This window comes from Nocardioides taihuensis (assembly GCF_042657275.1).
GTDB classification, from domain to species: Bacteria; Actinomycetota; Actinomycetes; order Propionibacteriales; family Nocardioidaceae; genus Nocardioides; species Nocardioides taihuensis.
Genome location: NZ_JBHSKD010000007.1, coordinates 279,146 through 295,226, shown reverse-complemented (window position 1 = coordinate 295,226; position 16,081 = coordinate 279,146). Strand labels below are relative to the sequence as shown.

The window sequence follows — 16,081 nt, the reverse complement described above, 5'->3', positions numbered from 1 at the left end:
CACCGATCCGGAGGACCCGATGACCACGCCGCAACCCGTCCAGATCTCGCTCCCCGGCCAGACCCACGTGGCCCACGGCCCGCACGACCAGACCGGGATGTACCTCATGCACCACGCCTTCCGGCGCGACCTGGCCCGCTTCAAGTCCGCGGTGCGCCAGACCCCCGTCGGCGAGCACGAGACCTGGCGGCTGCTGGCGGCCCGCTGGGACCGCTTCGGCACCGTCCTGCACCACCACCACCAGGTCGAGGACGAGGCGATCTGGCCGGTGCTGCTCGAGGCCGTCCGCGGCGACGAGGCCGACACGGCCACCCTCACCGCCATGGAGGCCGAGCACGGGCAGATCGACCCCGCGCTGGCCGCCTGCACCGAGGCCTTCGCCGCGATGGCTGCGCATCCCTGCGACGACCACCGCAACGCGCTGGACGTCCACGTCACGACGACGCGCGCCGCGCTGCTCGACCACCTGCGCCACGAGGAGACCGAGGCGCTCCCGCTGCTGCAGCGGGTGATGACCGAGGAGCAGTTCGCCGCCAGCGAGGCCGCCGCCGAGAAGGGCTACCCTGCCCGGCTGCTCCCGTTCCTGGTGCCGTGGGTCGCCGACGAGGTGCCCGCCGACGTCAGCGAGCACTTCCTGCGCGAGGCCGGCACGGCGTACGCCGTGATGCTGCGGCTGCTGCGCGGTCGCCACGCCCGCCGCGAGCAACGCGTCTTCCGCTTCGCCTAGCGGCCAATTGCAACCTCCCGGGGCCCACCTGCGTCATGGACCCGGAAACCCCGTCAGCACCCCCACCCGGAAGAGCACCAGCATGGCCACCCACCGCACCCGCGCCGCCGCCCTCGTCGCCGCGACCCTCACCTCCCTCACCGCCCTCGCCGCGATCAGCTCGGCCGTGCCGGCCGTCGCCGGTGTCATTGGCGCCGGACCCGTCGAGCAGGTCGCCCTCGTCGACGGCACCGGGGCCCAGCTCGTGCACGAGAGCCACGTCAACGGCTCCGCCAACGTCGTGTCGTACGACGGGCGCTACACCGCCTTCTCGACCGACGCGCCACTCGTGCCCGCGGATACCAACGGCGTCGACGACGTCTACGTCCGCGACCGCGAGGCGGGCACCACGACCCTGGTGAGCGTCCGGCGCGACGGCGGCCTCGGCAACGACTACAGCTACGAGCCGACCATCTCCGACGACGGCCGCTACGTCGCCTTCACCACCTGGGCCACCAACCTGGCCACGGACCGCAACGGCAGCCACCTCGACGTCCTCGTCAAGGACCTCGCGACCGGCAAGCTGTCCCGGGTCTCGCTGACCTCCGGCGACCGCCAGCTCAAGCCGAACAGCTTCTTCCCCGTGATCTCGGGCGACGGCCGCTCGGTGGCGTTCCAGACCTTCGCCCGCCTCGGCAGCAAGGACGGCGACCGCACCGAGGACGTCTACGTCCGCGACCTCGACACGGGCACCACCCGCCAGGCCTCGCTGCAGCCCGACGGCCGCGACATCCGCGAGGGCGTGATCGTCGGGGACATCAGCGACGACGGTCGCCGCGTCGCCGTCGGCAACGACCGCCGGATCTGGGTCCGCGACCTGGTCGCCGGCACCACCACCCGCGTCTGGCAGGAGCCGGTGTCGCCGCCGTGCCAGCCCGACCCGATGGGCTCCGCCGGCCGCCCGGCGATCTCGGGCAACGGCTCGTTCGTGGCCTTCAGCTCGTGCGCCACCGACCTGCCGGGCGAGGACGGCACCACCCCCGACATCTACGTCCTGCGGCTGCGCGACGGCGTGATCACGCGGGCGCACCCGAAGGGTGACCACGAGTCGTTCATCCCCAGCCTGTCGCGCACCGGCCGCTTCGTCGGCTTCGGCTCCGACGCCACCAACCTGGTCGAGGGCGACGACGAGGGCCAGCCCGACGCCTTCGTCGTGGACCGCCGCACCGGCGAGGTCGTCCGCGCCTCCCAGGCCCCCGACGGGTCCGGCGGCAACAGCTGGAACGCCACCACCGCCGCTGCCATCTCCGGCGACGGCCACAGCCTGGCCTTCAGCTCCTACTCCAGCAACCTCGTCGTCGGCGACGAGCACGACCTCGAGGAGGCCTTCGTGTGGCACCGCTGACCGCGACCGACCCGCCTCCACCCACCCACCGACCACCCGCACCCGCACCCGCAGAGAAGAAGACGATGACCACCAGAGCGAACACCTCACTCCGCCGCGCCGGCCTCGTCGCCGCCGCCCTCACCTCCCTCACCGCCCTCGGCACGCTCGCCGCGACGGTCCCGGCCGTCGCCGGCGTCAGCGTCAGCCACGTCGAGCAGGTCGCCCTGGTCGACGGGACCGGCGAGCAGCTGCCGTACAAGAGCCACCTCAACGGCACCGCCGACGTGCTCTCGTACGACGGGCGCTTCGCGGTGTTCTCGACCGACGCGCCGCTCGTGCCCGAGGACACCAACGAGACCGAGGACGTCTACGTCCACGACCGCGAGGTGGGCACCACGACCCTGGTGAGCGTCCGGCGCGACGGCGGCCTCGGCAACGACTACAGCCACGAGCCGACGATCTCCGACGACGGCCGCTACGTCGCCTTCACCACCTGGGCCACCAACCTGGCCACGGACCGCAACGGCAGCCACCTCGACGTCCTCGTCAAGGACCTCGAGACCGGCAAGCTGTCCCGGGTCTCGCTGACCTCCGGCGACCGCCAGCTCAAGCCGAACAGCTTCTTCCCCGTGATCTCGGGCGACGGCCGCTCGGTGGCGTTCCAGACCTTCGCCGCCCTCGGCGCCCGCGACCACGACCGCACCGAGGACGTCTACGTCCGCGACCTCGACACGGGCACCACCCGCCAGGCCTCGCTGCAGCCCGACGACCACGACATCCGCGGACCCCTCGGTGTCGGCGACATCAGCAACGACGGCGCCAAGGTGACCTTCGGCAACGACCACCTGCTCTGGGTCCGCAACGTCGCGACCGGCCGCACCATCCGGGTCTGGCAGGAGCCCACCCCTGCCCCGTGCCAGGACTGGCCGGACGCCGGCAGCGTGGGCCGCCCGTCGATCTCCGGCGACGGCCGCTTCGTGGCCTTCTCGTCGTGCAGCACCGACCTGCCGGGCGAGAACGGCGACGCCACCGACATCTACGTGATCCGGCTGCGCGACGGCGAGATCACCCGCGCGCACCCGAAGGGGAACGGGCACTCCTACCTGCCCAGCCTCTCGCGCACCGGCCGCTTCGTGGGCTTCGGCTCCGACGCGAGCAACCTGGTGGACGGCGACGACGAGGGCCAGCCCGACGCGTTCGTCGTCGACCGGCGGACCGGCGAGGTCGTCCGCGCCACCCAGGCCGTCGACGGCACCGGCGGCGCGAGCTGGAACGCCACCAACCACGTGGCGATCAGCGGCGACGGCCAGAGCCTCGCCTTCGGCTCCTACTCGCAGAACCTCGTCGCCGGGGACGCGTACGACCTCGAGGAGGCCTTCGTCTGGCACCGGTGAGGTGACCGGTGGCAAGGGGTGGGCAAGCCGGACGTAAGTCGTCTGCAAGTGGCCAGGTGTCTGCTGGTGCCCAGGCCCCGAGAGGCGGGGCCACGAGCAGGAGAGACACCATGCACGAGCACCGCCGCACCCGCTACGCCAGCCGCACCCGACCGCTCGTCCGTCGCCGCGACGGCCGGGTCGAGGTACCCCGCGACCCCTGGAGCCGCAGCTCGCACGACCTCGCGCTGTCGGTCGGATGGCGGCCGCAGGGGTGAGCGCCCCCAGGAGAGCACGAGACCGGGACGGACCGGACGCGACCAGCGTCCGGTCCGTTTCCCGTCGTGGCCGTCGCGGTCGGTCGGGGGCATGATCGGGGCATGACCTCCCGCGCCGGACAGCCCGCCGAGCCCCGCGACCTCGTCGACGTCGCGCACCTGGTGACGGCCTACTACACCCGCACCCCCGACCCGGGGGACGTCGACCAGCAGGTCGTGTTCGGCACCAGCGGGCACCGCGGGTCGAGCCTGCGGACGTCGTTCAACGAGGCGCACATCCTCGCCACGACGCAGGCGATCTGCGAGTACCGGCGCGAGCAGGGGTACGACGGGCCGCTGTTCATCGGCCGCGACACCCACGGCCTCTCGGAGCCGGCGTGGGCCACCGCGCTCGAGGTGCTGGTCGCCAACGACGTGACCGTGCTGGTCGACGCCGCGGACGGCTACACGCCGACCCCCGCGGTCTCGCACGCCATCCTGCGCGCCAACCAGGGGCGGACCACCGGCGCCGGCCTCGCCGACGGCATCGTGGTGACCCCCTCGCACAACCCGCCCGCCGACGGCGGCTTCAAGTACAACCCGCCCCACGGAGGGCCCGCCGACACCGACGCCACCGGCTGGATCGCGCGCCGCGCCAACGAGCTGGTCGCCGCCGGCCTCGAGGGCGTACGACGCGTCCCCTTCGCCCGGGCGCGGCCTGCGGCCTCGTCGTACGACTTCCTCGGCACCTACGTCGACGACCTGCCCCACGTCGTCGACCTCGACGCGGTGCGCGAGGCGGGCGTGCGCATCGGCGCGGACCCGCTGGGCGGCGCGAGCGTCGACTACTGGGGCGCGATCGCGGAGCGGCACCGGCTCGACCTGACGGTGGTCAACCCGCTGGTCGACCCCACCTGGCGGTTCATGACCCTCGACTGGGACGAGAAGATCCGGATGGACTGCTCCTCCCCCCACGCGATGGCCTCGCTGATCCACCGCAAGGACGACTACGCGATCGCGACCGGCAACGACGCCGACGCCGACCGGCACGGCGTCGTCACGCCCGACGCCGGGCTGATGAACCCCAACCACTACCTCGCGGTCGCGATCGGCTACCTCTTCGGCGGCGCGCGCCCGGGCTGGCCGGAGACCGCACAGATCGGCAAGACCCTCGTGTCGTCGTCGATGATCGACCGCGTCGCCGCGTCGCTCGGCAAGCCGATGGTCGAGGTGCCGGTGGGCTTCAAGTGGTTCGTGCCCGGGCTGCTCGACGGCTCGTTCGGCTTCGGCGGCGAGGAGTCGGCCGGAGCGTCGTTCCTGCGCACCGACGGCACCGCGTGGACCACCGACAAGGACGGCCTGATCCTCTGCCTGCTCGCCTCGGAGATCCTGGCGCGCACCGGACGCACGCCCTCGGAGCACTACGCCGACCTGGTCGCCGCGCACGGCGACCCGGCGTACGCCCGGATCGACGCGCCCGCCGACCGCGAGCAGAAGGCGAAGCTGGGCGCCCTCTCCCCCGACGACGTCGCCGCCACCTCGCTGGCCGGCGAGGCGATCACCGCCAAGCTCACCGAGGCCCCCGGCAACGGCGCGAAGATCGGCGGCCTCAAGGTCACCACCGAGTCGGCGTGGTTCGCCGCCCGCCCGTCCGGCACCGAGGACGTCTACAAGATCTACGCCGAGTCGTTCCGCGGCCCCGAGCACCTCGCCGAGGTCCAGGACGAGGCCCGCGAGGTCGTCTCCGCAGCCCTCAAATGAGCTGACCCGCCGTTGGTTGACGGCGGGTCAGCGGGTCGGGAGGCTAGGGTCGCGGCGTGGAGGGTGCGGAGGGGGCACCGGTCGTGACGCCGGTGATCGAGACGACGGGTCTCACCAAGGCGTACCCGCGCGTCACCGCGCTCGACCACCTCGACGTGACCGTCGGCGCGGGGGTCACCGGGCTGGTCGGCGCCAACGGCGCCGGCAAGTCCACGCTGATCAAGATCCTGCTGGGGCTGGTGCCGGCGACGAGCGGCTCGGCGCGGGTGCTGGGCCACGACGTCGCCACCGAGGGCACCGCGATCCGGTCGCTGGTGGGCTACATGCCCGAGCACGACTGCCTGCCGTCCGACGTCTCCGCGAGCGACCTGGTCGTCCACCTCGGGCAGATGTCCGGCCTGCCGTACGCCGCGGCGCGCGAGCGCGCCTCCGACGTGCTGCGCCACGTCGGACTGGCCGAGGAGCGCTACCGCGTGATGGGCGGCTACTCGACCGGCATGAAGCAGCGGGCCAAGCTCGCCCAGGCGCTCGTGCACGACCCGCGCCTGGTGCTGCTCGACGAGCCGACCAACGGCCTGGACCCCAGCTCGCGCGACGACATGCTGTCGCTGGTGCGCAAGATCGGCGAGGAGTTCGGGATCGCGGTGCTGGTCACCTCGCACCTGCTCGGGGAGCTCGAGCGGGTCAGCGACCACGTCGTCGTCCTCGACAGCGGGCGGCTGCTGCGCTCCTCGGCGACCAGCGACTTCCTGCACGCCACCGGCAGCCTGCTGGTCGAGGTGCAGGGGCCCCACGACGCCGACCGGCTGCTCGGCCAGGCGCTCGTCGACGCGGGCCTCACGGCCCGCCCGGCCGAGGGCAGCATGATCGAGGTCGAGGTGCGCGACGACCACACCGCCGACCTCGTGCGCGACCTCACCGTCGACCTCGGCCTCGGGCTGGTGCGGATGCAGGAGCGCCACCACCGCATCGAGGACGTCTTCCGCGAGGGAGGTGCCGGCAGTGTCCAGCCCGTCTGAGGCCCCCGCCCCCGACACCCGGCCGACCGGCGTCATCCACGACCTCGGCTACCGCCCCTACGGCGGGCCGCGGCTCGGCGAGGGGCCGGTCGCCTGGTCGTTCTTCAAGACCGGCCTGCGCCACACCTACGGCCTCGGCCGCTCGGGACGCTCCAAGGTGCTGCCGATGATCCTGCTCGGCGTGATGCTGCTGCCGGCGCTGATCCTGGTCGGCGTGCTGGTGCAGGCGGGCAAGGTGCTCGGGCTCGACGGGCAGCTCGTCGCCTACTCGACCTACCCGCTGACCACGCAGCTGCTGATCTCGGTCTTCGTCGCCTCGCAGGCGCCGGCCCTGATCTCGCGCGACCTGCGCTTCCGCACGATCACGCTCTACCTCGCCCGGCCGATGCGCCGGCGCAACTACGTGCTGGTGCGGCTGGCCTCGCTGACGGTCGCGACGTTCTTCCTGATCACCGCCCCGCTGCTGCTGATGTACCTCGGCGGCCTGCTCGCCGACCTGCCGCTGTGGCGCGAGACCGGCCGGTTCCTCGGCGCCGTGGCAGGGGCGGCGATGCTGGCCGCCTGCCTGGCCGGGCTGTCGGCGCTCACGGCCGCGCTGACCATCCGGCGCGGGCTGGCCGTCACCGCGGTGATCGTGGTGCTGCTGGTCAGCTACACGGTCGTCTCCACGATCCAGGGCATCTCGATCGGCACCGACCACCCGATGGTCGGCGAGGTGGCCGGCCTGTTCTCGCCCTACACGCTGGTCAACGGGGTGCAGGTCTTCCTCTTCGACGTGCCCGAGGCGACACCGACGCCGCCCACGAGCACCGCGATGGGGCTGGTCTACTGCCTCGCGGTGGTCGGCGTGGTGCTCGGCTCGATCGGCGGGCTGCTGTGGCGCTACCGGAAGGTGCAGCCGTGAGCACGATCGTGATCGACCACGTGTCGCGCTGGTACCGCAACGTCGTCGCGGTCAACGACGTCTCGATGACGATCGGCCCCGGCGTGACCGGGCTGCTCGGGCCCAACGGCGCCGGCAAGTCGACGCTGATCGCGATGATGTCGGGCTTCCTGGCACCCTCGGCCGGCACGGTCACGCTCGACGGCGAGCCGCTGTGGCGCAACGAGCAGGTCTACCGCCACATCGGGCTGGTGCCCGAGCGCGAGGCGCTCTTCGACCACCTCACCGGCCGGCGGTTCGTCGAGGTGAACGCCGAGCTGCACGGGCTCGCCGACGCGGGAGCCGCGGCCCAGCGGGCGATCGCCACCATCGAGATGACCGACGCGCAGGACCGCACGATCTCGACGTACTCCAAGGGCATGCGGCAGCGGATCAAGATGGCCTCCGCGCTCGTGCACGACCCGGCCGTGCTGCTGCTCGACGAGCCCTTCAACGGCATGGACCCGCGCCAGCGCATCCACCTGATGGAGCTGCTCCGCCAGATGGGCGCCGAGGGCCGCACCGTGCTGTTCAGCTCGCACATCCTCGAGGAGGTCGAGCAGGTGGCCCGCCAGATCGAGGTGCTGGTCGCCGGGCGGCACGCGGCGTCCGGCGACTTCGGTGCCATCCGGCGGCTGATGACCGACCGGCCCAACCGCTTCGTGCTCCGCACCTCCGACGACCGGCTGCTCGCCTCGACCCTCCTCGCCGACCCGTCGGTGCGGGGCGCCCGGCTGCGCTCCGAGGGCGGGATCGAGGTGGAGGCCTCCGACTTCGGGCGGTTCAGCGAGGTGCTGCCACGGCTGGCCCGCGACCACGGCATCCGCCTGCACGAGGTGACGCCCACCGACGAGTCGCTGGAGAGCGTCTTCTCCTACCTGGTGTCGTCGTGATCTCGGGGACCATCGTCCGGCTCGGGGTCGGCAGCATCTTCGGCCGCTGGCGCGGGGTGCTGCTGTTCCTGCTGCCCGTCGTGCTGGTCGGCCTGTCGGTGCTGGTGCGCTTCCTGGCCGGTGAGGACTTCGCCGCCGCCCGCAACACGCTCTACGGCCTCGGCCTGGTCGTCGTCGTACCGCTGGTGGCGCTGCTGGCCACCTCGGGCCTGCTGGCGCCCGAGATCGACGACGGGTCGATCTCCTACCTGCTCGCCAAGCCCATCTCGCGCTACACGATCATCGCCAGCAAGCTCGTGGTCTCGGCCGCGTGCGTGGTGGTCTTCGGGGCGGTGCCGATGCTGCTGGCCGGCGTGGTCCTGCTCCCGGGCGACCCGTCCGTGGCCGTCGGCTTCGCGGTCGGCTCGGTGGTCGCGGGCTGGGCCTACTGCGCGCTCTTCGCGCTGCTCTCGGTGATGACCAAGCACGCGGTCGTGGTCGGGCTGATCTACCTGCTGATCTGGGAGGGCCTGCTCGGCGGCCTCCTCGACGGCATCCGCTGGCTCAGCGTCACGCGGTGGGCCGGCCAGATCGCAGGCTCGATCGGCGACATCTCGCTGGTCTCCGACCTCCCCACGACGTACGCCGTGATCGCCACCGCCGTCGTCATCGTCGCCGGCACCTGGCTCTCCGGCCGCCGGCTGCGCTCGTTCAACCTCACCGGCGACGAGTAGTCGGCCCCCACGCTGACCCGCCGTCAACTAACGGCGGGGCAGCGCTCAGCGGCGTCGGAAGCGGAAGGTCGCGGGGGTCGGGTCGTTGTTGCCGGCCTTGTCCACGGCCATCACCCAGAAGCGGTGCCAGCCCTTCGGGACCCGGTAGGTGCGCGGCGAGGTGCAGGCCTTCCAGCCGGTGCGGTCGAGGTTGCAGGCGAAGATCGCACCCTTCTCCGAGGTGAAGGCGAACCTCACCTTCCGCTTCGTGGTGGGCCGCGGCGGGTGGTCGGAGAGGCGAGTCTGCGGCGGCGTCGTGTCGACCCTGAAGTCGCGGGTGGCGACGGTCGGGTCCGTGTTCCCCGCCGGGTCGGTGGCCCGGACCGCGAAGGTGTGGGGGCCATCGGTCAGCGGCTGCGTGGCGTGCGGGCTCGTGCACGACGCCCAAGGGTCACCATCGACCTTGCACGCGAACGACGCGCCGGGCTCGCTGGTGAAGGAGAAGGTGGGGGCTGCCTCGTTCGTCAGCCCCGGCGGCCCTCCGACGATCTCCGTGTCGGGCGCGGTGGTGTCGACGTACTCGTCCGCACCCACGTCGGTGACGGCCGTGCCGTCGGAGTCGCCGTCGACGGGCCGCAGCGTGCCGTCGATGTCGGCCAGGGTGCCGAGGTCCTCGGGGTCGCCTGCGTCGATCAGCGGCGACTCGGGCGACAGGTGGAAGTCGCCGCCGGCCACGTCCACGAACAGCGGGTCGACGTCGATCACGTTGCCGCCGTTGTCCACCACCTCTCCGACCCCGTTGGTCCCGATCGTCCCGCCGGTGGTCTGGTAGTCGGAGTACCGGACCGCGATCGTGGCGTTGCTCGCCCCGAGCGGGGGCCCGTTGTTGCCGGCGTCGGTGACGAGCGAGGTCCCCGAACCACGCACGATCGAGCTCAGCAGGGTCACCGTGCTGCTCTGCGCCACGGTGGGCGAGGCCGCGTAGGCCCACACGCCCCGCGAGCTCGCGTTCCCGCCGACGATGGTCACGTGGTCGGCCACGATGCTGCGCGGGGAGGTGCTGGCGTTGTAGTTGAGCGCACGCAGTCCGGTGCCGCCGCCGGTGCCGAGGTCGATCACGCTGTTGTCGACCAGCACCGTGCCGGAGTCCGTCGACAGGCCGACGGTGCTGCCCACCGCGAAGGTCGAGCGCTGCACGACGTCCGTGGTCGAGGCGCCCGAGTGCACGAGCCCGGAGTCGGCCACGACGGCGCTGTCGAACACCGTCGCGCCGCCCTCCGTGAAGAAGCCGCGCGAGCCCCCGCCCAAGGGCATCTCGATGTCGGCACCGAGCACCGTCGAGCCGCTGACCTGCATCGCGGTGGCGTTGCTGGTGCCGGTCCCGTCGACGCGCACGTTCTCGACCGTGGCGCCGTTGAAGGCGACGACGCCCTTGTCGTTGCTGCTGGTGGTCGGCTCGAGGCGCACGGTCAGGTTGCGCAGCCACGCCCCGTCGAGGCGGATGTACTGCTCGATGGGTCCCGGCGCGAGCGTCACCACGGTGTCCGGCCCCGACCCCTCGATGGTGAGCGGGTCGGCGGACCCGTTGAAGTAGAGCGCGGGCTCCGTCCAGGTCCCGGTGCCGATCCGGATCGTGTCGGCCACGCCGTTGCCGTCGGCGACGAGGTTCGCCGCGTCGATCGACACGGCCGTCTGGTCGCACGGCCCGGCGGCGTTGCCGACGCAGATCACGTTGTCGGCGGCGTACGCCGGGGCGGCGACGACCGCGGGGACGACCGGGGCGAGCAGGGCAGCGAGGAGCAGGGGGACACGGCGCACGCGCCGGAAGGTAGCGCCGGGCTCCCCTCGCCACGAGGCGCGACACGGGGCGGTCCAGACCGGCCCGGTCCCCGGCATGGTGCACAGGTGCCAGCGCGACCTGCCCTGTGATGGCGATGCCGCAGGCGTCCCGAGGCCCTAGGGTGCGAGACGCAGGGTCCACACCGTCGAACGACGCGCTCGGGTGCGCCGGGTCTGGAGAGAGTCGTGGCTGCCGCAGCCGCCTCGCACGTCGTCGTGATCGACGACCATGCCCTGTTCTCGCTCGCGGTGGCGGTGGCCCTCGAGGCGGGTGGCCGTCACGTCCGGGCCCTCGAGGTCGCCGACCTCGGGCGCGAGGCGGCGATGATCGAGGCCGCGCTGACCCCACCGCCCGACATCGCCCTGGTCGACCTCGACCTGGGGAGGTACGGCGACGGGCGCCGGCTGATCCGGCCGCTCACGCGGGCCGGGGTCGACGTCGTGGTGGTCTCGGCGATCCCCGACCCGCGCGACCACGAGCTTTGCCTGCGGCGCGGAGCGCGGGCGGTGCTGACCAAGGACCGGCCGCTCGAGGAGCTCGTGGCGCTCGTGGAGAGCCTCGAGCAGGAGCGGCGGCCGGTCCTCGACACCTAGCTCAGGCCGCGGCCTCGGTCTTGCGGGCGAGCTGGGTCAGGCGCGCCTGGGCAGCCCGGCGGACCCGCGGGCCCTTGGTGCTCATCTGGTAGAGCAGCGCCACCTGCTGCGGGGCGTTGGCGACGTTGGTCGTGGCCAGCCACCCGTTGGGCAGCGAGAGCCGGACCACGCGGTGCCACGCGCTCGCGACCTGCTTCGGCATCGGGGCGGAGTGGTAGTTGAGGTCGTACTTCTCGAAGAGCGCCTGCACCTTCGGGGCGATCTCGGCGTAGCGGTTGCTCGGCAGGTCGGGGAAGAGGTGGTGCTCGATCTGGTGGGAGAGGTTGCCGCTCATCAGGTGCATCAGCTTCGAGCCGGAGATGTTGGCCGAGCCGAGCATCTGGCGCACGTACCAGTCGCCGCGGGTCTCGCCCTCGATCGAGCGCTTCTCGAAGGTCTCCACGCCCTCGGGGAAGTGACCGCACATGATCACCGAGTGGCTCCACAGGTTGCGGACCACGTTGGCGGTGAAGTTCGCGGCCAGCGTGGAGAGGAAGGAGCCGGTCGGGATCGAGAGGGCGGGGTGGACGAGGTAGTCCTTGGTCGCCTGCTTGCGGATCTTGCCGAGCACCGCCTTCGCGCGGCGGCGGAAGTCGGGGTCCTTGAGCTGCTTCTTCTTCACGGTCGCGCCCAGCTCGAGGTCGTAGGCCGCGATGCCGTACTCGAAGAAGCAGGCGTTGATGAAGTTCCACAGCGGCTGCGCGAGGTGGAAGGGGTGCCACGGCTGGTCCTCGTCGACGCGCATGATGCCGTAGCCGAGGTCGTTGTCCTTGCCGATCACGTTCGTGTAGGTGTGGTGGAGCTCGTTGTGGCTGTGCTTCCACTGCTCGGCCGGCGAGGCCATGTCCCAGTCCCAGGTGGTGGAGTGGATCTTGGGGTCGCGCATCCAGTCCCACTGGCCGTGCAGGACGTTGTGGCCGATCTCCATGTTCTCCAGGATCTTGGCCAGGCTCAGCCCGGCGGTACCGACGATCCACGCCGGCGGAAGCGCGCTGAACAGCAGCACCGCGCGCGAGCCGAGCTCGATCTTGCGCTGGACGTCGATCACGCGGCGGATGTAGCGCGCATCGGACTCGCCGCGGCTGTCGAGGACGTCCTGGCGGATCGCGTCGAGCTCGACGCCGATCTGCTCGATGTCCTCGGGCGTGAGGTGGGCGATGGGGCTGACGGGCTGCTTCTGGATGACGGTCATGGTTCTCCTGTCCCGAGCGGGGATGCGGATCGGTGTGCGTGGTCGGTGGACTGGCGGGAGAGCTGCTAGTGCTCGATCTCGCAGGGGCCGGCGGCGGCGTTGATGCAGGTCTGCACGAGGACGCCGTCACCGGGGGCGGCGGTGGTGACCTCGCCGTTGCGGAGGTCGCGCACCGCGCCCTCGCGCAGGGGCAGCACGCAGCCGTAGCAGATGCCCATCCGGCAGCCGCTCGGCATGAGGACGCCGGCGCCCTCGGCGGCGTCGAGGATCGGGGTGGAGCCGTCGGCCTCGACCACCGCGCCGCTGGCGAAGGTCACGGTGCCGCCCTCGCCGGGCTCGACGAAGCTGCTGCGGAAGCGCTCCACGAACAACGGGAGTCCGCGCGCGACGTGGTGCTCCTCGAGCGCGTCGAGCAGGCCGACCGGGCCGCAGGCGAAGGTGAGCCGCTCGTCGAGGTCGGGCACGAGCGTGTCGAGCTCGGCGACGTCGAGCAGGCCGTGCACGTCGGTGTGCAGCTCGATGAGGCGCAACAGGCCGCGGTCGGCGTACGACCGGATCTCGTCGCCGAAGATCACCTCGGTCCGCGACAGCGCCGAGTGGAGCAGCACGATGTCGGTGGCGGGCGGCTCGGCGCGGGAGAAGAGGTTGCGCAGCATCCCGATCACCGGCGTGATGCCGGAGCCGCCGGTGACGAGCAGGAGCTTGGCCGGGATCGGCTGCGGCAGCACGAACTCACCCTCGGCCTGGCCGAGCTGCAGCATCGTGCCGGGGCGGGTGCGGTGGACGAGGTGGTTGCTGACCACGCCGTCGGGGATGCCCTTGACGGTGATGGAGACGTGGCCGTCGGCCCGCGGGCCGTGGGTGAGCGAGTAGGTGCGCCACAGACGGACACCGTCGACGTCGACACCGACGCGCAGGTACTGCCCCGGAACGTGGCCGCGCCAGCCCTTGCCGGGCTTGATCACGATCGTCGCCGACTCCGTGGTCTCGGGGCGCACCGCGACCACCCGGCCGCGCAGCTCGGTGCCCTCGCGGAGGGGGTGGAAGTGGTCGAGGACGTCGTCGAGGTCGAGCGGCGTGACGGCCGCGTCCGCGAGCCGCCGGAGGCTCGCTCGCAACCCGGAAGTGGGTCGCGCCGGGAGGTCGAGGCTCATGCTTCCATGGTTCCGGCCCGTGCGGCTAAAGTCATGAGTGCCACGTGTGAACCGGGCCCGTCTTCTTGTTCGCAAAGAACAAAGCCTGGTCCTCACCCGCCCCAGGAGGCCACCATGGTCCGTCGCGGACCCCGCCGCACCGCGGGCCACGGGCTGCACCTGCGGCCCGAGGCGATCGAGGAGATGCGCTCGCGGCTGCCCCAGGTCGCCGACGAGACCGTGGCCGCCATCATCGCCGAGGTGCCCAGCTACCGCGGCGCGCTGAGCGGGGTGATGGGCGAGAACATCCGCACCGCGGTGCAGCTCGCGCTCGGCGGCTTCATCTCGCTGGCCGCCCGTCGCCGGGGCGCCGATGCCGGGACACCGGCCGCCCCGGCGACCGAGGGCGCCTACCAGCTCGGCCGGGGCGAGGCGCGCAGCGGACGGTCGGTCGACGCGCTGCTGGCGGCGTACCGGATCGGGGCGCGGGTCTCGTGGCGCGAGATGTCGGCGACCGCGGTGAGGAACGGCGTGGACGCCGAGACCCTGGCCAGCTTCGCGGAGCTCGTGTTCGCCTACATCGACGAGCTGTCGGCGGCCAGCGTGGCCGGGCACACCGACGAGCTCGCGACCAGCGGGCGGGTGCGGCAGCGGCTGCTGGAGCGCCTGGTCCACCACCTGCTCACCGGCGCCGCCCCCCAGGTCGTGCAGGCGGCGGCCGAGCGCGCGGGCTGGGAGCCGCCGACGACGCTGACCGCGGTGGTGGTGCCGGAGTCGCAGGTGCGGCCGGTGGTCGGCGCCCTGTCGCCCGGCACGCTGCAGGCGGCGGAGGACCTCCCCGGCCTCGACGACCGGGTGCTGCTGCTGGTGCCCGACGCCGGCGGTCGCGCCCGCGGGGCCCTGCTGCGGGCGATCGAGGGGCGCGGCGCGGTGGCCGGGCCGGCGCGGCCGTGGCTCGAGGTGCCGTCGTCGGTCGACCGGGCGCTGCGGGCGCTGCGCGCGGGCATCGGGCCCGACACCGAGGAGCACCTCGCGCGACTGGTGCTGACTGCCGACCCCGAGGCGCTCGCCGACCTCCGGGCGCGGGCCCTGGCGCCGCTGGAGGGGCTGCGGCCGGCGACCGCGGAGAAGCTCGCCGAGACCCTGCGGGCGTGGCTGCTCCACCAGGGCCGCCGCGACGACGTGGCGGAGGCGCTCTTCGTGCACCCGCAGACGGTGCGCTACCGGATGGGCCAGCTGCGCGACGTGTACGGCGACCGGCTCGAGGACCCGGCCGTCGTGCTCGACCTGACGCTCGCGCTGGCGCTCGACGACGCGGCGGCTCAGACCTCGAGCCGCGCGAGCAGCGCCTCGGCGTCGTGAGGCGCCCGGCCGCGCGCGTCGTTGTCGAAGAACACCAGCACGTCGCGGCCGTCGGCCCGCCAGGCCCGGCAGCGCCGGGCCCACGCGTCGAGCGAGCGTGAGGAGTAGCCGCTGGCGTAGAGCTCGGTGTGGCCGTGCAGCCGCACGTAGACGTGGTCGGCGGTGACCTCGTCGAAGCACGGCCAGGCGCCGGGGTTGTCGGAGACGACGAGCGCCACGCCGCGGTCACGGAGCAGCTCGACCGCCTCGGGCTCGCCGAACGACGCGTGGCGCGGCTCGAGCGCGTGCCGCAGCGGGCGGTCGGCGTCGGTGGTGGTGAGCGCACGGTCGTCGGCGAGCTTGTCGTCGTGCTCGCGGGCGAGCTCCGCGGCCGCGCCGGTGGTGCGGGGCAGCAGGTCGAGGAAGTCGGCGACGAGCCGCTCGTCGTACCGCAGGTCGGGCGGGAGCTGCCAGAGCAAGGGCCCCAGTCGCGGCCCGAGCGCGAGGACGCCGGAGGCGAGGAAGTTGGCCAGGGGAGCGCGTACGTCGCGCAGCCGGCGCAGGTGGGTCAGGTAGCGGCCGCCCTTGACCGCCACCACGAAGTCGTCGGGCGTCTCCCCGGCGATCCGCTGGTAGGTGGTGGGGCGCTGGAGCGAGTAGAAGGAGCTGTTGAGCTCGAGCGCGGTGAGCCGCGACGCGAGGTGCTCGAGCTCGCGCCGCTGCGGCAGCCCGCGGGGGTAGAAGTCACCCCGCCAGCAGGCGTAGCGCCACCCCGAGGTCCCGACGCTGATCACGGCCATGATCCCGGTGTACCCCCGCGCCGGTCCTGCGCGTGGTCCAGACCAGGCGACGGGGTCCCATCCGGTTCCGGAGCAGCTCCGAACGTAGGGCAGGGAGGGAGACCGACGTCTCCCATTGGGACATCCGAGCACA

General features: G+C 72.7%; 15 protein-coding genes. 11 read left to right on the top strand and 4 right to left on the bottom strand.

Annotated elements, in window-relative coordinates; translation table 11 throughout:
• Window positions 1-19: 19 nt before the first annotated feature.
• The 9 genes from ACFPGP_RS07405 (at window position 20) to ACFPGP_RS07365 (ending at window position 9,031) form a co-directional block, all read left to right on the top strand.
• Entirely contained in the window at window positions 20-727 is a 708-nt protein-coding gene (locus ACFPGP_RS07405) for a hemerythrin domain-containing protein (protein ID WP_378588858.1), read from the top strand.
• An 82-nt stretch (window positions 728-809) separates the two neighbouring features.
• A complete protein-coding gene (locus ACFPGP_RS07400; protein WP_378588856.1) occupies window positions 810-2,111 on the top strand; it encodes a TolB family protein in 1,302 nt (433 codons plus the stop codon).
• 65 nt (window positions 2,112-2,176) lie between these two features.
• Complete coding sequence (locus ACFPGP_RS07395) at window positions 2,177-3,487, top strand: TolB family protein (RefSeq protein ID WP_378588855.1); 1,311 nt, start codon at window positions 2,177-2,179, stop codon at window positions 3,485-3,487.
• 110 nt (window positions 3,488-3,597) lie between these two features.
• Window positions 3,598-3,744 carry a hypothetical protein gene (locus ACFPGP_RS07390; protein WP_378588853.1) on the top strand — a complete coding sequence of 49 codons (147 nt, stop codon included), beginning with the start codon at window positions 3,598-3,600 and terminating at the stop codon, window positions 3,742-3,744.
• Between the two features lie 102 nt (window positions 3,745-3,846).
• A complete protein-coding gene (gene pgm / locus ACFPGP_RS07385; RefSeq protein WP_378588852.1) occupies window positions 3,847-5,484 on the top strand; it encodes a phosphoglucomutase (alpha-D-glucose-1,6-bisphosphate-dependent) in 1,638 nt (545 codons plus the stop codon).
• 56 nt (window positions 5,485-5,540) lie between these two features.
• Complete coding sequence (locus ACFPGP_RS07380) at window positions 5,541-6,503, top strand: ABC transporter ATP-binding protein (RefSeq protein ID WP_378588851.1); 963 nt, start codon at window positions 5,541-5,543, stop codon at window positions 6,501-6,503.
• A complete protein-coding gene (locus ACFPGP_RS07375) occupies window positions 6,487-7,407 on the top strand; it encodes an ABC transporter permease (protein WP_378588850.1) in 921 nt (306 codons plus the stop codon). Before ACFPGP_RS07380 ends, ACFPGP_RS07375 begins: the two co-directional genes overlap by 17 nt.
• A complete protein-coding gene (locus tag ACFPGP_RS07370) occupies window positions 7,404-8,318 on the top strand; it encodes an ABC transporter ATP-binding protein (RefSeq protein ID WP_378588848.1) in 915 nt (304 codons plus the stop codon). The genes ACFPGP_RS07375 and ACFPGP_RS07370 overlap by 4 nt, the downstream gene beginning before the upstream one ends.
• The gene (locus ACFPGP_RS07365; protein WP_378588846.1) at window positions 8,315-9,031 is read left to right on the top strand and encodes an ABC transporter permease subunit; all 717 of its coding nucleotides are present in this window, start codon (window positions 8,315-8,317) and stop codon (window positions 9,029-9,031) included. Before ACFPGP_RS07370 ends, ACFPGP_RS07365 begins: the two co-directional genes overlap by 4 nt.
• A gap of 45 nt (window positions 9,032-9,076) precedes the next feature.
• On the opposite strand, the gene ACFPGP_RS07360 is transcribed toward ACFPGP_RS07365, so the two are convergent.
• Window positions 9,077-10,828, bottom strand: a complete 1,752-nt coding sequence (locus ACFPGP_RS07360) for an Ig-like domain-containing protein (RefSeq protein WP_378588844.1) — start codon at window positions 10,826-10,828, stop codon at window positions 9,077-9,079.
• A gap of 207 nt (window positions 10,829-11,035) precedes the next feature.
• Between ACFPGP_RS07360 and ACFPGP_RS07355 the strand changes: the two genes are divergently transcribed.
• Window positions 11,036-11,443, top strand: coding sequence for a response regulator (locus tag ACFPGP_RS07355; RefSeq protein ID WP_378588842.1), 408 nt, complete (start codon window positions 11,036-11,038; stop codon window positions 11,441-11,443).
• A gap of 1 nt (window position 11,444) precedes the next feature.
• On the opposite strand, the gene ACFPGP_RS07350 is transcribed toward ACFPGP_RS07355, so the two are convergent.
• Window positions 11,445-12,674 carry a fatty acid desaturase family protein gene (locus ACFPGP_RS07350; protein ID WP_378588840.1) on the bottom strand — a complete coding sequence of 410 codons (1,230 nt, stop codon included), beginning with the start codon at window positions 12,672-12,674 and terminating at the stop codon, window positions 11,445-11,447.
• Between the two features lie 65 nt (window positions 12,675-12,739).
• Window positions 12,740-13,828, bottom strand: a complete 1,089-nt coding sequence (locus ACFPGP_RS07345; RefSeq protein ID WP_378588839.1) for a ferredoxin reductase — start codon at window positions 13,826-13,828, stop codon at window positions 12,740-12,742.
• Between the two features lie 114 nt (window positions 13,829-13,942).
• Between ACFPGP_RS07345 and ACFPGP_RS07340 the strand changes: the two genes are divergently transcribed.
• The gene (locus ACFPGP_RS07340) at window positions 13,943-15,169 is read left to right on the top strand and encodes a PucR family transcriptional regulator (RefSeq protein WP_378588837.1); all 1,227 of its coding nucleotides are present in this window, start codon (window positions 13,943-13,945) and stop codon (window positions 15,167-15,169) included.
• Here ACFPGP_RS07340 and ACFPGP_RS07335 read toward each other — a convergent pair.
• Window positions 15,130-15,948 (bottom strand): DUF72 domain-containing protein, encoded by an 819-nt coding sequence (locus ACFPGP_RS07335; RefSeq protein ID WP_378588835.1) that lies wholly within the window; start codon window positions 15,946-15,948, stop codon window positions 15,130-15,132. The two genes, ACFPGP_RS07340 and ACFPGP_RS07335, sit on opposite strands and share 40 nt — an antisense overlap.
• Between the last annotated feature and the right edge of the window lie 133 nt (window positions 15,949-16,081).